The organism is Allosphingosinicella deserti (assembly GCF_003012735.1).
Classification (GTDB): Bacteria; Pseudomonadota; Alphaproteobacteria; order Sphingomonadales; family Sphingomonadaceae; genus Allosphingosinicella; species Allosphingosinicella deserti.
Window position 1 is genome coordinate 112,975 of record NZ_PXYI01000003.1, and the last position, 13,827, is coordinate 126,801.

The following is a 13,827-nucleotide window of genomic DNA, read 5'->3' on the forward strand; positions in this document are numbered from 1 at the left end:
TCGGGGCTTGGGAAGCCCGCACTCTCTTGTTAGAGAAGCGCCGACCCATCGTTGCAGAAAAAGAGGATCGAACATGGCTGCCGAGCTGGACCTGGAGAAGGAAACCCAAATCCACGAAAAGGGCTATGCCGGCTTCGTTTCCCTTTTCAAATGGGGCACGATCATTTCGGCGGTGATCGCCGCGCTCGTCGTTCTGATCATCGCGAACTGATCGATGAAGATCGCCGTCCTCAAGGAAACTGAAGACGGCGAACTGAGGGTCGCCGCCACCCCGGAGACCGCCAAGAAGTTCATTGCGCTCGGCGCGACCGTCGCGGTCGAAGCGGGTGCGGGACTCTCGGCGTCGATTGCGGACGAGGATTATGCGGCCGTCGGCGCCAGTGTCGGCCCGCGCGAGCAAATCGTCGCCGGCGCCGACATCCTGCTTGGCGTGCAGGGGCCGGATCCCGCCTCTGTCCAGGGCGCCGCATCCGGTGCGTTCGTCGCCGCCGCGCTCGATCCGTTCCGCCGCCGCGAGCGGGTCGATGCCTATGCCGCCGCCGGACTGGAGGCGCTGGCGATGGAGTTCATGCCGCGCATCACCCGCGCCCAATCGATGGACATCCTCTCCTCCCAGTCCAACCTGTCCGGCTACAAGGCCGTGCTGGACGCCGCGTCCGAATATGGCCGCGCTTTCCCGATGATGATGACGGCGGCGGGCACGATCTCCGCCGCGCGCGTGTTCATCATGGGTGTCGGCGTCGCCGGCCTGCAGGCGATCGCCACCGCGCGCCGGCTTGGCGCGATCGTTTCGGCGACCGACGTTCGCGCCGCGACCCGCGAGCAGATCGAAAGCCTCGGCGCCAAGGCCGTGTTCGTCGAGAACGTCCAGGGCATCGAAGGCGAGGGCAGTGGCGGCTACGCCACCGAGATGTCGGACGAATACAAAGCGGCGCAGGCGGAGCTGGTGTCGTCGCACATCGCCAGGCAGGACGTGGTGATCACCACTGCGCTGATCCCGGGCCGCCCGGCCCCGCGACTGATCAGCGATGCTCAGCTGGCGACGATGCGCCCCGGCAGCGTCGTCGTCGATCTCGCGGTCGAGCAGGGCGGCAATGTCGAAGGCGCGGTGGCCGGTGCGGTGGTCGAGCGCCACGGGGTGCGGATCGTCGGCCACCGCAACGTGCCGAGCCGCCTCGCCGCCGACGCATCGGCGCTCTACGCCCGCAATCTGTACAATTTCCTGTCCGCTTTCTGGGACAAGGATGCCGGCAAGATCGTGCTGCCCGACGACGACGAGATCGTGAAGGGCGTGCGGCTCACGCAAGGTGGCAAGGTGGTCAACGAACGGCTGCTGGGGTGAGAAGCGCGCCAATCCGGAGAGACGCACGACGCGGCTGACTCGAGATCCTCCCCTGGAAGGGGAGGGGGACCATGCGCAGCATGGTGGAGGGGGTTCGTCGCCTCGTCAGCGCCCGGCGGTTTATGCGGCGCGAAAGCTCCGGAAGGAAATGAGCCTCGCGGAGGTGCTGTTGTGGCAGGAGCTGCGGAAGCGTCCAGGCGGACTCAAGTTTCGGCGGCAACACGCGATCGCGCCGTACATCGTGGACTTCTACTGCAGCTCAGCGGCGCTGATCATTGAGGTCGATGGTGCTGCGCACAATGGCGCCGGAGCGGAGCGGGATGCCAAGCGCGACGAAATCCTGAGATCACGGGGGCTGACCCTGATTCGCATTCCGGCGTCGGAAGTGCTCGCCGATCCTGGCGGTGTCTCAATCTCGATCGTCAACGAGGCGAAGAACCCCCTCCACCACCCTTCGGGCGGTCCCCCTCCCCACAAGTGGGGAGGATTCTAGGAAGCCGCTGGCAGCCTAGGCCGCGACGCTTTCCTGGTCGTCGGCCGCGACCCAGGCTTCGAACGCGTCGACGTCCATCGGCCGTGCCAGCAGATAGCCCTGGGCTTCGTCGCAGCCGATCGCTTTCAGCAGGGTCATCGCCTGCGCGGTCTCGACCCCTTCCGCGACCACCCGGTAGCCAAGGCCGCGGGAGAGGGCGACCATCGAGGCGACGAGCGCGGCGGCGCGCTGATTGTCCTCGATGCCGCGGACGAAGCTCTGGTCGATCTTGACGGTGTCGGCGGGCAGCGACTGGAGGTAGGCGAGGCTGCTGTAGCCGGTGCCGAAATCGTCGATGGCGATGCCGATACCCGCTTCGGCGAGTATCGCGAGCTGGGCCATGCTGCGATCGGTGTCGGCGATCGCCGCGCTTTCGGTGAGCTCGAGCTCGAGCGACCCGGCGGCGACATGATGCCGCTTGAGGCTCGACTGGACGAGATCGGCGAAATCGGGCTCGTCGAGATTGGCGGCGAAGATGTTGACCGACAGCTTGAGCGCGAGCCCGGCGCGCTGCCATGTCGCAAGATGCGTGGCGGCGGTCTCGATCACCCAGCGCGTCAAGGTCGCGGCCAGGGCGCTATGCTCGACGATCGGGATGAACTCCGCCGGCGAGACATCGCCGAGGGTCGGATGGCGCCAGCGGAGCAGGGCCTCGCCGCCCACGCAGCGGCCGCTGGCGACGTCGATCCGCGGCTGCACGGCGAGGCGGAGCTGGCCCGGGCGGGTGAGCGCGGTCTCGAAATCGTGGAGCAGCCGATAGCGCCGCTGGTGGGCGTCGTCTTCGGCCGCCGAATAGACCGCGAACGGCAGCTTGCGCGCGCGGGCGTCGAGCGCCGCGCCGTAGGCGCCGCGGAGGATGTCGGCCGCCGCGCCTTCGCCGATCGCGAACGGCGCCGCGCCGATGCTGATCGACGCCGCGAGATGGCGCTCGTGCCGGCTGTTGCCGGCGGCGAGATGCCGATGGATGGCGGCGAGACAGGCGTGCGGATCGGCACCGGCCGGGGCGAGGAGCGCGAATTGGGTCGCGGAGACGTGGTAGACCCGCGTGCCTGCCGGCACGGCGCCGCGGATCAGCCGCGCGGCATGCTCGACCATCGTGTCGACGTAGGACGGGCCGAGCACGCGCAGGCCGCTGTTGAGCTGCTCGGCGCGGGCGAGATCGATCAGGACCATCAGCCGCTCGGCACCGGCATCGTCGCGGGCGAGATCGTCGAGATCCTCGCGAAGCTGGACCCGGTTGGGCAGGCCGCTCGCCGCATCGATACGGCCGAATGCATGCTGGAGCTCGATCTGGGACATCACCATCGCGGCGAGGTCCGACAGCGCCGCCATCTCGGCCTCGGTAACCTCGCGCGGTTCGGTACCGAGCACGCACAAGGCGCCGAGACCATGGCCATCGCTGGTGATCAGCGGCGCGCCTGCGTAGAAGCGCACGCCTTGGCCGGCGAGCACGCTGGTCGCGTAGCATTCGTCCTCGAGCAGATCGGGCAGGACCAGAGTCTGCCGCGTCAGCGCAACCTCGGCGCACGGCGCCGTCTCGCGCGGGATCGACCAATGGTCGATACCGACCCGCGACTTGAACCATTGGCGATCGTGGTCGGTCAGCGAGACTGCGGCGACCGGCAGGCCGAACACTTGCGCCGCCATGCGGGTGATCCGGTCGAAGCTTTCGCTGGGCGGCGTATCGAGCAGGTTGAGCTGGCGCAGCACGTCGAGCCGAGCCGCTTCAGCCGCCATGTCGATCTGCATTCCAGGATCCCCGTCTCTCATCATCGGTCATTATAGGGGCGAAATCCCGGGCCGACCCGCTTCGGCGCAAATCCTTGGCGCAAGGGGCAGACATCGCCGGGCCGGGCCATCGCTGGGGCAAAGCATCGCCGGTGCCCGGCACCCCGGCTGGTGCGCTGAGCTCCGAGGCATGGCCTGCATCATCGCTTTGGCTGCGGCACGAGTCTTTCCCAATGCCGCCTCTCGACATCCTCCCGATCACTCGCCAAGGTGCTGGCTCCTGAAGGAGGGGTCGCCTGCATGGACTTCATCACGATCCTGTCGATCTTCGTTCTGGCCTGCTTCGTCGGCTATTACGTCGTCTGGTCGGTCACGCCCGCCCTGCACACGCCGCTGATGGCGGTGACCAATGCGATTTCGTCGGTCATCATCGTCGGTGCGCTGATCGCCGCGGCCGCGGCGGGTGTTCCGGGTGCCAAGTGGCTCGGCCTCACCGGCGTGGTGCTCGCCAGCATCAACATCTTCGGCGGCTTTGCGGTCACTGCGCGGATGCTGGCGATGTACAAGAAGAAACCGTCCTCCGCTCAGAGGGAGCATCGCTGATGCATGGTGCCGCTCTCCCGTCGTGGGTCGCGCTCGCGTATCTGATCGCGGGGGTGTGCTTCATCCTGGCGCTGCGCGGGCTGTCGAGCCCGGTCAGCAGCCAGCGCGGAAATCGCTTCGGGATCGCCGGCATGGCGATCGCGCTGGTTACCACCCTCGTACATTATGCCCCGCGGCTGGCGATCGACGACGATTTCCTCGGCAGCGAAGCCCGCGACGTCGGCTCGACGTTCGACTGGCTGACGCTCGGCGAGATCGCGGCCGCGATCGCGATCGGCGCGGTGATCGGCCTGGTCACCGCCCGGCGGATCGCAATGACGGCGATGCCGCAGCTCGTCGCCGCCTTCCACAGCCTGGTCGGCCTCGCCGCGGTGCTCGTCGCTGCCGCCGCCTATCTCAATCCCGAGGCGTTCGGGATCGCCGCCGGCGGCGTCATCAACCCGGTCAGCCGGGTCGAGATGGGGCTCGGGGCCGCGATCGGCGCGATCACCTTCTCGGGTTCGGTGATCGCCTTCCTGAAACTGAACGGCAATATGTCCGGCAAGCCGATCCTGCTGCCGGGCCGCCACGTCATCAATCTCGGCGTGCTGGCGCTGATCGTCGGGCTCGTCGCCTATTTCACCCAGGATCAGAGCCCGTGGGTGTTCTGGAGCGCGGTCGCCCTGTCCTTCGCGATCGGCTTCCTGCTGATCGTGCCGATCGGCGGCGCCGACATGCCGGTGGTGGTGTCGATGCTCAATTCCTATTCGGGCTGGGCGGCGGCGGCGATGGGCTTCACTCTGCAGAACAGCGCGATGATCATCACCGGTGCGCTGGTCGGCTCGTCGGGCGCGATCCTGTCCTACATCATGTGCCGGGCGATGAACCGCAGCTTCATCTCGGTGATCGCCGGCGGCTTCGGCGGCGATGCGGCGGCGGCGGGCGGTGCCGGCGGCGCCATCGACCGGCCCTACAAGCGCGGCTCGGCCGAAGATGCCGCCTTCCTGATGAAGCAGGCCGAGCAGGTGATCATCGTCCCCGGCTACGGCATGGCGGTCGCCCAGGCGCAGCATGCGCTGCGGGAAATGGGCGATCTCCTCAAGAAGGAGGGGGTCAGCGTCAAATATGCGATCCACCCGGTCGCCGGCCGCATGCCGGGCCACATGAACGTGCTGCTCGCCGAAGCCAATGTGCCCTATGACGAGGTGTTCGAGCTGGAGGACATCAACTCCGAGTTCGCCCGCACCGACGTCGCCTTCGTGATCGGCGCCAACGACGTCACCAACCCGGCTGCCAAGACGGACAGATCGTCGCCGATCTACGGCATGCCGGTGCTCGACGTCGAAAAGGCCAAGACCGTGTTGTTCATCAAGCGCTCGATGGGGGGTGTCGGCTATGCCGGTGTCGACAACGAGCTCTTCTACCGCGACAACACGATGATGCTGCTCGCCGACGCCAAGAAGATGGTCGAGGATATCGTGAAGTCGCTCGGCTAGTGCGTAGGCCGGCGCGGAGCAGCCGGTGCCATGTCACGCTTGAAGCCCTCGGATGCCGCGAAGCGGGCGGCCGCCCACTCGTCGCCCCTCGGTCCCCGTCTTTACAATCCGCCCTAAGCTCGTCGATAGATTGGCGTCACGACAGAAGGGGGATCGGATGCTGACCGCGGGAACGATGATCGAGGGCGCTTTCGGGCTGGTTCGGGAGCGACCGCGCGCGGTGGCGCTCTGGGGCGTGCTGTACATGATCGCCACGATCATCATGGCCCTCGCGATGCGTCCGATGCTCGAGGCGCAGATGGCGGCGATGGCCGGCGACCCGCAAGCGGCGCTGGGCACGATGGGCTCGATGATGGGCAGGATGTTCATGCTGCAGTTCGGCTTCCTCTTGCTGTTCGTGATCCTGATGACGGCGGCGCAGCGTGCGGTCCTGCGTCCTGCAGAGCAGGCCTCTGCCTACATCCGTCTGGGCGGCGACGAAGCGCGGATCTTCGGCCTCACGCTCCTCTTCGCCATCGGCTTCTATCTCGCCCTGGTGCTTCTCGGGATCGTCGCGGCGCTGTTCGCCGCAGGCGCAGGCGCAGCGATGGGGCCCTGGGCGGCGGGCGCGGTCGGCGTGATCCTGTTCATCGCGGTGTTCGCGGTGGTGGTCTGGCTGCAGGTACGGCTCTCGCTCGCTTTCCCGCTGACGGTGCTGCGGCGCAAGTTCGTCATCGGGGAATCCTGGCGCCGCACCCGCGGGCATTTCTGGAGCCTGTTCGGCGGCTACGTCGTGATCTTCGTGATCGTGCTGGTGATGCTGATCATCGCCGGGCTGGTGACGAGCGGCTCCTATTTCGGTTCGCTGATCGCCAACGCCAACAATCCCGCCGGCATGCAGCAGGCGATGATGACCCAGATGGAACAGCAATATGGCAGCATCTCGGCCATGACGATCGTCGGCTGGGTGGTCAGCGCCGCCGCCGGCGCGATCATGATCGCGCTGTTCGGCGGCTCCGCCGCGAGCGCGGCCAAGGCCCTGGTCGCCGAGGAATCGGTCGCCGAGACCTTTGCCTGAGCGCATCGCTGTGCCCGCAATCCGCACCGGATCGGAGCGAACTCGGCGCCGCACCATCGGAGGGCGCAAGCGGCTATGCCTGCATCAGGCGCAGGAATGCCTCTTTCTCAAGGCCTTGGACCTCGCGCCTCGGGCTCGATCCGATTCGTCGGCATGCCGCGCGCACCCGCGCCCTCTCGGCAACACGTTGCCGCGAAACGACAATCCCTACTTCCTTCGTGCAGGCGAGAGGGTTAATCGCCGTGCGTCCTCCCCGCGTTCGCGCAGGGGCGGGACGACAGGGATGATCGGAATTCGGGTATGCGTAAGCTGGGGCTGATCGGCGGGATGAGCTGGGTCTCGACGGCCATGTATTATGAGCAGATCAACAAGGGCATCGCCAAGAGGCTTGGCGGCCTCGCCTCTGCGCCGTTGCTTCTCGAGAGCCTCGATTTCGCACCGGTCGCCGCGCTGCAGGCGGAAGGCGCGTGGGAGCAGCTGGCGGACCTGATGGTGGTGACGGCGAAGCGGCTCGAAGCGGCCGGGGCCGAGGGGCTGCTGTTGTGCAGCAACACGATGCACAAGCCCTATGAGCAGATCGCCGCCGCAGTGTCGGTGCCGATCCTCCATATCGGCGAGGTCACCGCCGAGAAGCTGCTCGCCGACGGCGTCAAGCGCGCCGGCCTGATCGGCACCCGCTTCACGATGAGCGAGAGCTTTTACCGCGATCGGCTGGAGGCCAGCGGCATCGCCGTCTCCACCCCCGATCCGGTCACCGCGCAGGAGATCGACCGGATCATCTACGAGGAACTCGCCAAGGGCCAGGTCTCCCGCCAATCCGAGCGGCGGCTCAAGACCTGCCTCACCGAAATGGGCAAGGCCCGCCAGCAGGCGGTGATCCTCGGCTGCACCGAACTCGTCCTGCTCGTCGACCCGGTCGCCAACGTGCTCCCTGTCTACGACACCACCGCGCTGCATGCGAAGGCGGCGGTCGAATGGATTCTGGCGGATGAGGTGGGGGCGTAAGCCAGCGCCGGCGTACGACTGGCACCCCGGTGCGGCCCCGGCCTCCGCCCTTCTGGGGGGAGGGTGTCAGCGTGCCGAGAGGTGCCGTAGGCGTGCGATGATCGCGCGGATCGACCCGGTCTCCGCCGCATCGGCATTTTGGTCGGCGCGCAGCACGAACCGTTCGGTCCCGCCATTGCGCTCCACCTCGATCGCATAGCTTGCGAGGTCCGCGCCGACGGACGGAGGCGGGCTGGCGGCGGCGGCCAGTCGGGTCAGCTCTCCTGCGGCATTTGCGATCGCGTCCGCATCTGAAGCAGGAAGGTCGTGGCCGTCGACATCGATCAGCGGGATGGTACCGGCGAACCCACCCTGCTGAACGATCCGGATTCGGAACCCTGTCTCGGCCACGTACCTCTCCTCGATGTATGCCGCGCCTATTCTGCCGCTTCGGCTTGCGTGCCGCCTGCCGTCGCCTTGCGCCCGCCCAGACCGTCGGCCAAGGCTTTGACCTCCCCCGCAAAGGCGCGATCGGCGGCGCTATATTCGCGAAGGCGCAGGGTTCCGCAACAGCCGGAACGGTCCTGCAGCCCGTTTGCTTTGACGCCCAGATGCGCGTGGCGGACCGATGCGATGGAGGCGCCCTTCTTGTTCCCGGCCGCCGCCTTGACGTCGATCACCTCGCGCCGCGCGAACTGATTGAGGATCGCGCGCCGATAACCCGGGCCCTGCCCCTCCTTGGGGCACAACGCGGCCATCCCGGAGACGACGTCGGCGAAGCTGGCATTGCGTTCGGGTGCAGAGCGGAACGCCTCCAGCACCAAGGAGAAGATCGTTTGGCTGACCCGCATGAGGGTTTGCGCCTCGGTGTCGCGACCGAGGCCCCGCTCCAGCTCGAACGCGTCGGCCAGGACATCGTAAATGCCGCCGGTGAACACCTGACTGAGATCGTGGACCTCACTGCTCACTTCGCTCATTCTCTTGTCATTGTCGGCATTCCTCAGGCCGTTGTCCCGACCAAGGGCGAGGCCGAACTCCTCGGCAAGGTCGGAGAGGAAGGTCTTGTTGTGCAGGTCGCCCTTCGTCTGGACGATCAGCGCCTCAACCTGATCCGATTGCGAAAGCGCGAGGAAAATCGCGATAAGGTCGCCGAACGCCTCATGGAGGGCTCCGCATTGCGGGTCGGCGTCCGCATCGAGCCAGTCCGGCTGAAGCGAGTCGAGGATCGCGTGACCCGCCTCGTGCGCGACGATATCAAAAGAGCGGCAGGTGAAGACGGTCGCCGGCGTCGGGCCCGGAGCCTCGAAGAAGAAGAACTTCAGGCACTGCTCGTCGCGGCTGTAGAAGGCGTTCATCGTCTCGCCAGCCCGCGGAAAGACCTCGATCGGGGTCGAGTCCCCGCCGCCGTTCCACTGCCACCTGATCGGCTTGCCGAGCGTCCGCTGACACATTGCAAGCGCCTCGTGGACGATCGAGAAGGTGTGGACCGTGTCGAAGCCTTCAGTGCCGGGCGCCTGGATGAAGTCGTTCATCGCGTTCGGCGCCACCGGCGAGACGCCGCGAACCTCGATTCGCGCGCTTCGCGGCCCTTCTTGGAAGGCGCCATTGAGCAGGATCTTGCGAATGCCGATCTCCTCGACCGTCGGATCCTGCTTGTAGATCAGCGCGCGCGATGCGAACCGCGGCGGCTCCGTTCCGGGGGGCGGCGCGGCCGGCGCGGCATCGTCCCGATCCGTCGAGCGCACGAGCTTGAGTGCGGGAAGCGTCGATTGCCGATTGGACTGCCGCTGGTCGAACGCGCGGTTGAATTGCCGGGTGGGTGTCGGCACGAGGCTGATGGGAAGAGGGTGGTTGTCGCGCATGATGGCTCTCCTCTGTCTGGCACGGCGCGCATCCAGTGACCGGCCGGCCGAGCGGGTGATGGCATGTTGCCTGGCCGGCGTCCGTGACGGCGGTCACGTCGCTCCGAATTCCGGGTTGTGCCGAGCGACGGTAACATAGGGGCTTGTGGTAGTGGACGCGCATTGCCGCTGCCCGAGCGACCCAGGGCTGCCGGAAGGATGGGCGAGCAGCGCGGGATCGTTTGTGGCGTCACCGGCGTGTTTGCCTGTCGGTTTACGCCCCGGGGCGGCGCGCAGCATCTTTCGCGCCGGACGGGGCGCCGTGCTCAGCCTCTCTTTTCTGCCGACCAGTGGGCGATGCCACCCCGGCGGCCTACGTTAGGCTCAGATCTCAGTGGCGGCGGCTTGATTCCTCGGCTTGAGATGCCGTCGCAGCACGCCTGTAATGGTCAGGGTGACGAGCGACCTCACGAGCTACCCTATCAGTTCGTAGGCGGCTCGGGCGAAGATCCATACGAGTCAGCGATCATGGTCGTCTTTCGGGATTCGATGCCTGATTGTGCATCGCCGCTCCGGAACGCGATCGATCAGCGGAAGGAACAGGTCGATTGCGTGGAGCTAGCTGCTCGGTGTCGATATCGCCTCGGCTTGGCGCGGCATAGATCGTGTTGGGGCTCGTTCACCGGCTCCGCGGAAGCGTTCAATGCCTGGGACACGCTTGACTTCCGAACAGGCGGAGCGATAGCTCGGAACCTCGAACAACGTCCCAGCTTGCCCCGCCTGTGTCCATGCTCCAATGCGCCGTCGCTGCGCATTATCAATCAGGCAGCACACGCCCTCCGGATTGCTGGGCAGCATGATTCTGATTTCGCCCGGGCTGGCAGGTTTGAGGCACCACGGTTGCAGCCATCCACAACAGCAGCAAGCCGCCTCCGAACAGCGCCAGCCAGGTCGGGGCCGTGCTCAATGCCTGAATGAAGCTTTTGATAGCGTCTAGAATGGCCGTCGGGCCAGGAGCGGCTCCTCTCGGCAATACTGCCGGTGCAGGTTGCCGCCAAGCGGATACGACGGCCGCTGCCGCGAGCAAGATGCCGAGCAGAATGGACAGGATCAATGTCCACTTTCCGGCGTTGAACAGGAAGTCCGAATAACCGTCGCAAAACTTACCGACCTTCGCGGTTGCAGTGGCGGCGCTTGCCGCCAGCATGACACTCAGGTTCATCTCTCGTCTCCTTCGAGAATGCTCGCCTTTCCTCCCGGCAATCCGCTACGTTCCGCCCTCCGCGAAGACGTGCGGCTGCCGGGACTCGGCGAGAGGCGATCGCGGCCTTTCCGCGTCAGACCACGACGGTGATCGTGTCGCCGAGCGGCACGCCATTCGCGCCGGCATCTTCGGCGGCACCCGTTAGGGCCGGTGCCCGCGCGCGTGAAGGCCGTCGTAGCGGCGCACGGGAGTCTTCGATCGTGAAAGGCCGCTGCGCGTCGTAGGCGGGGTTGAGGCGCCCAAAGACGTTATGTTGCGGAGTCTGCCGCCGGTTGACGTGCCGGATGATCTCCTGATGGAAGGCGGAATACTCGCCGCGGAACCGACCGAAATTCCAAGCCGTCAGCAGCCCGGCTGTGAACGCACCATTTTCCTCGCCGTCATATGCGAGCTCTCGGTCAAGGCAGCCGGCCAGGGTTCTCACCGTGCAGCCGAGCGGTGCCGCCCGCGCCAATCCGGCACGGGCAGACGCCTGAAGATCCTGATAGAATCCCTGATTGGCCAAATAGACCTGTCGCTCAATCCGGCCCGGCATGTTGCGGGTTCGACTTGCGGGAAGCAGGCCGCCGGCGGCTGCCCTCGGCGGCAGCGCCCGTGCCATCGACTCGGAATGGCAGGTGTCGGAGATGAACAGGACACGGACGCCATCCTGGAACTTGTGCCAGAGCAGCTCGAGCTCGTCGTCGATCAGCTCTCCATCGAAGAGGCACCAAGTCTCGTCGAGCCCGTCGGGTTCGGCATCTCCGCCTACCGCATTGGGGATCTGCCCCCCATGACTGGAGCAGGAGACGAGGAAGATGTCGCCGGCCACGAGCGCATCTGCGGCGGCCTCGATCTCGCCGATGACCGCGGCACGGGTCGCTTGATCACGGATCAGCGTTCTCACCTCGTAACCTTCTGCGCGAGCCAGTGCCGCCATGTCCTGGGCGTCATTCTCGCACGCGATCAACGCGCCGTTCCATCCCTGATAATGCGCGGGATCGACATAGTTGAGACCGATGTTCAGCGAGTATCCTTTGGCTGTCATGAGGCTTCTCCTTGGTGGAAGGTCGATCTTGCATCAGTGGGAGCCCGCTGACGCGTGATGTCCGTCACGCGTGAATCGAGATCTGGGCTGTCGGAGAGTGCATGCCGGACGGTCAGACTCTACATCCTTGGTCGCTCCGACGGTTATCACTTCAAGCGAAAACAACGCTTGGCGGTGTAACTATGCGGGGATGGCTCAAGGTGAGAGGGCCCCAATGCCCGTAACACTATCCGTCGATCCGACGGCGGCAATCGCTCATGGGAGCTGCAATCATCGTCTCAGAAGAGGACGCCAAAGGAGAGTTCTAGTCTGTCTTCGTGCTCAAGCGATTTTTCGTCTTCGCCTCGAGCGTAGTTCAGTCCAACATCCACCGCAAAGGTCGGGGAAGCGAAGATCCGATAGCCGGCAAATATATCAAGCCTCTTGATCGAAGGAGCGGTTCCGGCAAGGCGGAATTCTCTCCTGTATGCGACGCGAGCAGCCGGTCCATCATTGTCGTACGGGAACAATTCCCATTTTCCTTGCCCACCGGCCAAAAGAAATTCGCTATTCTTGCCGAACTCGGCCGAGCCATTGTCAAGCACATGGTTGGCCTGGGCCGTCAACGTGATCGAACAGCGGGTAGCGAATCGCCAGCCCGCTACGTGGTGGATCGAGCCTCGGCCGAGGGCGCAGACCCCTAAATCCGCTGAGGTGAAGGCAAGCAGCAGGTCAGCACGCGCCTTGAGCCTTTCCGAATGGCGGTTGAGGTCGGTAACCAAGGCGCCAGCGAGGGTCAGCTGATGGAATCCGGGAAGGAAGAAGCCGGCGCCCAATCCACCTTCCAGCACATCAAGGTCAGCATCACTTTGGTCCTGTCCTGTGGGCAGAACCGGCTCAGGCCGGGTGCGCGCGTGCTGACGCTTATAGCTCGCGTAAACAAACTTCGGCAGCGGCGAGCGCTCAGATCCCAGCATCAGGCCAAGGGTTGCGTCGACCGTCCAGGTGCTATCGGTTTTGGTGGTTCCGTTTTCGAGGCGGCTGCGGACACGCGTGTAACCGAATTTTGCTGAACCCGCCTTTTTGAACTCGGAAGCGGTGAGGTCCTCGACACTGTTTCGGAGCATCAGCCTGGGATGCAGTCGCGCCGACTCCGTTGAGTCTTTCCGTTCCTTTCCGACCTCGCAGCGAAGAACGGCATTACGGTCGTCCGTGAAGAGCCAGGGGCGTTTAGAGTCGGGAAATGGCGCACCGATGCGAGTGGATCGAGGATCTTTGCTCATTTCCAGTTCCAGCTGTTGTACGAAGAAGTTGATGTGCTTCTGTGCGGGCGTGGGAGCGGCCACAGATCGCTGATCATAGCTGTGGTAGGCGCGCATGATTTCATTTCGCATCAGCTCCCCGGCCGCGGCTCCCGTTTCCCCTTGCGTCACTTCAGTAACCCGCAGGCCGGCATCCGCGAGGATGAACTCGGCGAGAACAGCCCTGGGAATTTCCTGGGCCCCGGCGGTGGCGCCTGAACACGCTCGCTCCACCACGGGTTTTGTATTGATCCGCGCATGGGCGGGCATCGCATGGCTGAGCGCGATTGCTGCCGTGGCAATGCCAAATTGCGCTCTCATCGCCGGCCACCGGACGCTTCGACCGCCTTGTCGGCAAGCAGTTCCTGAAACCAGAGGAGTTCCTCTTCTCCCGATTGCGCGAGCTCCGCGTCACTCAAGCTCACGCTTTCCGGATCGATCGCTGAGTTGAAGCTTTCCTCGATCATGCTGGCCACGCGCATCCAAGAGGGTAATTCGAACAGCCAACCGTCCGGGGGGCCAGCCATCGGAGTTATGGTCGGCCAGTCGTCGCCTTCAGGAACCTCGGGATCCAGCGCCCGGATTACCGCTTCGATGGCGTCGCCAGCAGCGGTCATATAGTTGATCATGCCGACCTCCGTTGCAGAGCGACGACCCTAAGTGGCCGAGATCCGTCAGACGCGTGACGCCCATC

General features: G+C 65.4%; 14 protein-coding genes. 7 read left to right on the forward strand and 7 right to left on the reverse strand.

Annotation, left to right across the window (positions count from 1 at the left end):
- The first annotated feature begins 73 nt into the window (after window positions 1-73).
- The 3 genes from C7I55_RS08945 to C7I55_RS08955 are packed head-to-tail and all read left to right on the forward strand — an operon-like array spanning window position 74 to window position 1,835.
- Window positions 74-211, forward strand: coding sequence for an aa3-type cytochrome c oxidase subunit IV (locus tag C7I55_RS08945; protein ID WP_106512602.1), 138 nt, complete (start codon window positions 74-76; stop codon window positions 209-211).
- Window positions 212-214: 3 nt separating this feature from the next.
- Complete coding sequence (locus C7I55_RS08950; RefSeq protein WP_106512603.1) at window positions 215-1,342, forward strand: NAD(P) transhydrogenase subunit alpha; 1,128 nt, start codon at window positions 215-217, stop codon at window positions 1,340-1,342.
- Window positions 1,343-1,394: 52 nt separating this feature from the next.
- Window positions 1,395-1,835, forward strand: coding sequence for an endonuclease domain-containing protein (locus tag C7I55_RS08955; RefSeq protein WP_269845208.1), 441 nt, complete (start codon window positions 1,395-1,397; stop codon window positions 1,833-1,835).
- 15 nt (window positions 1,836-1,850) lie between these two features.
- Here C7I55_RS08955 and C7I55_RS08960 read toward each other — a convergent pair whose 3' ends face one another.
- Entirely contained in the window at window positions 1,851-3,623 is a 1,773-nt protein-coding gene (locus C7I55_RS08960) for a putative bifunctional diguanylate cyclase/phosphodiesterase (RefSeq protein ID WP_106512604.1), read from the reverse strand.
- Window positions 3,624-3,902: 279 nt separating this feature from the next.
- Here C7I55_RS08960 and C7I55_RS08965 point away from each other — a divergent pair, with 279 nt between their 5' ends.
- The 4 genes from C7I55_RS08965 (at window position 3,903) to C7I55_RS08980 (ending at window position 7,742) form a co-directional block, all read left to right on the forward strand.
- Complete coding sequence (locus tag C7I55_RS08965; RefSeq protein ID WP_106512605.1) at window positions 3,903-4,205, forward strand: NAD(P) transhydrogenase subunit alpha; 303 nt, start codon at window positions 3,903-3,905, stop codon at window positions 4,203-4,205.
- Window positions 4,205-5,680 (forward strand): NAD(P)(+) transhydrogenase (Re/Si-specific) subunit beta, encoded by a 1,476-nt coding sequence (locus C7I55_RS08970; RefSeq protein ID WP_106512606.1) that lies wholly within the window; start codon window positions 4,205-4,207, stop codon window positions 5,678-5,680. The genes C7I55_RS08965 and C7I55_RS08970 overlap by 1 nt, the downstream gene beginning before the upstream one ends.
- Before the next feature lie 157 nt (window positions 5,681-5,837).
- Window positions 5,838-6,737 (forward strand): glycerophosphoryl diester phosphodiesterase membrane domain-containing protein, encoded by a 900-nt coding sequence (locus C7I55_RS08975; protein WP_106512607.1) that lies wholly within the window; start codon window positions 5,838-5,840, stop codon window positions 6,735-6,737.
- 300 nt (window positions 6,738-7,037) lie between these two features.
- Complete coding sequence (locus tag C7I55_RS08980; RefSeq protein ID WP_106512608.1) at window positions 7,038-7,742, forward strand: aspartate/glutamate racemase family protein; 705 nt, start codon at window positions 7,038-7,040, stop codon at window positions 7,740-7,742.
- A gap of 66 nt (window positions 7,743-7,808) precedes the next feature.
- On the opposite strand, the gene C7I55_RS08985 is transcribed toward C7I55_RS08980, so the two are convergent.
- The 6 genes from C7I55_RS08985 to C7I55_RS09010 all read right to left on the reverse strand — a co-directional run bounded on the left by C7I55_RS08985 (window position 7,809) and on the right by C7I55_RS09010 (window position 13,762).
- Entirely contained in the window at window positions 7,809-8,132 is a 324-nt protein-coding gene (locus tag C7I55_RS08985; RefSeq protein ID WP_106512609.1) for a protealysin inhibitor emfourin, read from the reverse strand.
- A 26-nt stretch (window positions 8,133-8,158) separates the two neighbouring features.
- Window positions 8,159-9,583, reverse strand: a complete 1,425-nt coding sequence (locus tag C7I55_RS08990) for a gluzincin family metallopeptidase (RefSeq protein WP_106512610.1) — start codon at window positions 9,581-9,583, stop codon at window positions 8,159-8,161.
- 796 nt (window positions 9,584-10,379) lie between these two features.
- Complete coding sequence (locus tag C7I55_RS08995) at window positions 10,380-10,784, reverse strand: hypothetical protein (protein WP_106512611.1); 405 nt, start codon at window positions 10,782-10,784, stop codon at window positions 10,380-10,382.
- A gap of 115 nt (window positions 10,785-10,899) precedes the next feature.
- Window positions 10,900-11,853 (reverse strand): caspase family protein, encoded by a 954-nt coding sequence (locus C7I55_RS09000; RefSeq protein ID WP_106512612.1) that lies wholly within the window; start codon window positions 11,851-11,853, stop codon window positions 10,900-10,902.
- A gap of 278 nt (window positions 11,854-12,131) precedes the next feature.
- Window positions 12,132-13,454, reverse strand: a complete 1,323-nt coding sequence (locus C7I55_RS09005; RefSeq protein ID WP_106512613.1) for a hypothetical protein — start codon at window positions 13,452-13,454, stop codon at window positions 12,132-12,134.
- Window positions 13,451-13,762, reverse strand: a complete 312-nt coding sequence (locus C7I55_RS09010; protein WP_106512614.1) for a hypothetical protein — start codon at window positions 13,760-13,762, stop codon at window positions 13,451-13,453. Before C7I55_RS09010 ends, C7I55_RS09005 begins: the two co-directional genes overlap by 4 nt.
- Window positions 13,763-13,827 lie beyond the last annotated feature (65 nt).

What these genes read in the sequence shown, in the direction of transcription:
- C7I55_RS08945 (WP_106512602.1), top strand. Translation starts at nt 74, where the DNA reads ATGGCTGCCGAGCTGGACCTGGAGAAGGAAACCCAAATCCACGAAAAG.
- C7I55_RS08950 (WP_106512603.1), top strand. Translation starts at nt 215, where the DNA reads ATGAAGATCGCCGTCCTCAAGGAAACTGAAGACGGCGAACTGAGGGTC.
- C7I55_RS08960 (WP_106512604.1), bottom strand. Translation starts at nt 3,623, where the DNA reads ATGCAGATCGACATGGCGGCTGAAGCGGCTCGGCTCGACGTGCTGCGC.
- C7I55_RS08965 (WP_106512605.1), top strand. Translation starts at nt 3,903, where the DNA reads ATGGACTTCATCACGATCCTGTCGATCTTCGTTCTGGCCTGCTTCGTC.
- C7I55_RS08970 (WP_106512606.1), top strand. Translation starts at nt 4,205, where the DNA reads ATGCATGGTGCCGCTCTCCCGTCGTGGGTCGCGCTCGCGTATCTGATC.
- C7I55_RS08975 (WP_106512607.1), top strand. Translation starts at nt 5,838, where the DNA reads ATGCTGACCGCGGGAACGATGATCGAGGGCGCTTTCGGGCTGGTTCGG.
- C7I55_RS08980 (WP_106512608.1), top strand. Translation starts at nt 7,038, where the DNA reads ATGCGTAAGCTGGGGCTGATCGGCGGGATGAGCTGGGTCTCGACGGCC.
- C7I55_RS08990 (WP_106512610.1), bottom strand. Translation starts at nt 9,583, where the DNA reads ATGCGCGACAACCACCCTCTTCCCATCAGCCTCGTGCCGACACCCACC.
- C7I55_RS08995 (WP_106512611.1), bottom strand. Translation starts at nt 10,784, where the DNA reads ATGAACCTGAGTGTCATGCTGGCGGCAAGCGCCGCCACTGCAACCGCG.
- C7I55_RS09000 (WP_106512612.1), bottom strand. Translation starts at nt 11,853, where the DNA reads ATGACAGCCAAAGGATACTCGCTGAACATCGGTCTCAACTATGTCGAT.
- C7I55_RS09005 (WP_106512613.1), bottom strand. Translation starts at nt 13,454, where the DNA reads ATGAGAGCGCAATTTGGCATTGCCACGGCAGCAATCGCGCTCAGCCAT.
- C7I55_RS09010 (WP_106512614.1), bottom strand. Translation starts at nt 13,762, where the DNA reads ATGATCAACTATATGACCGCTGCTGGCGACGCCATCGAAGCGGTAATC.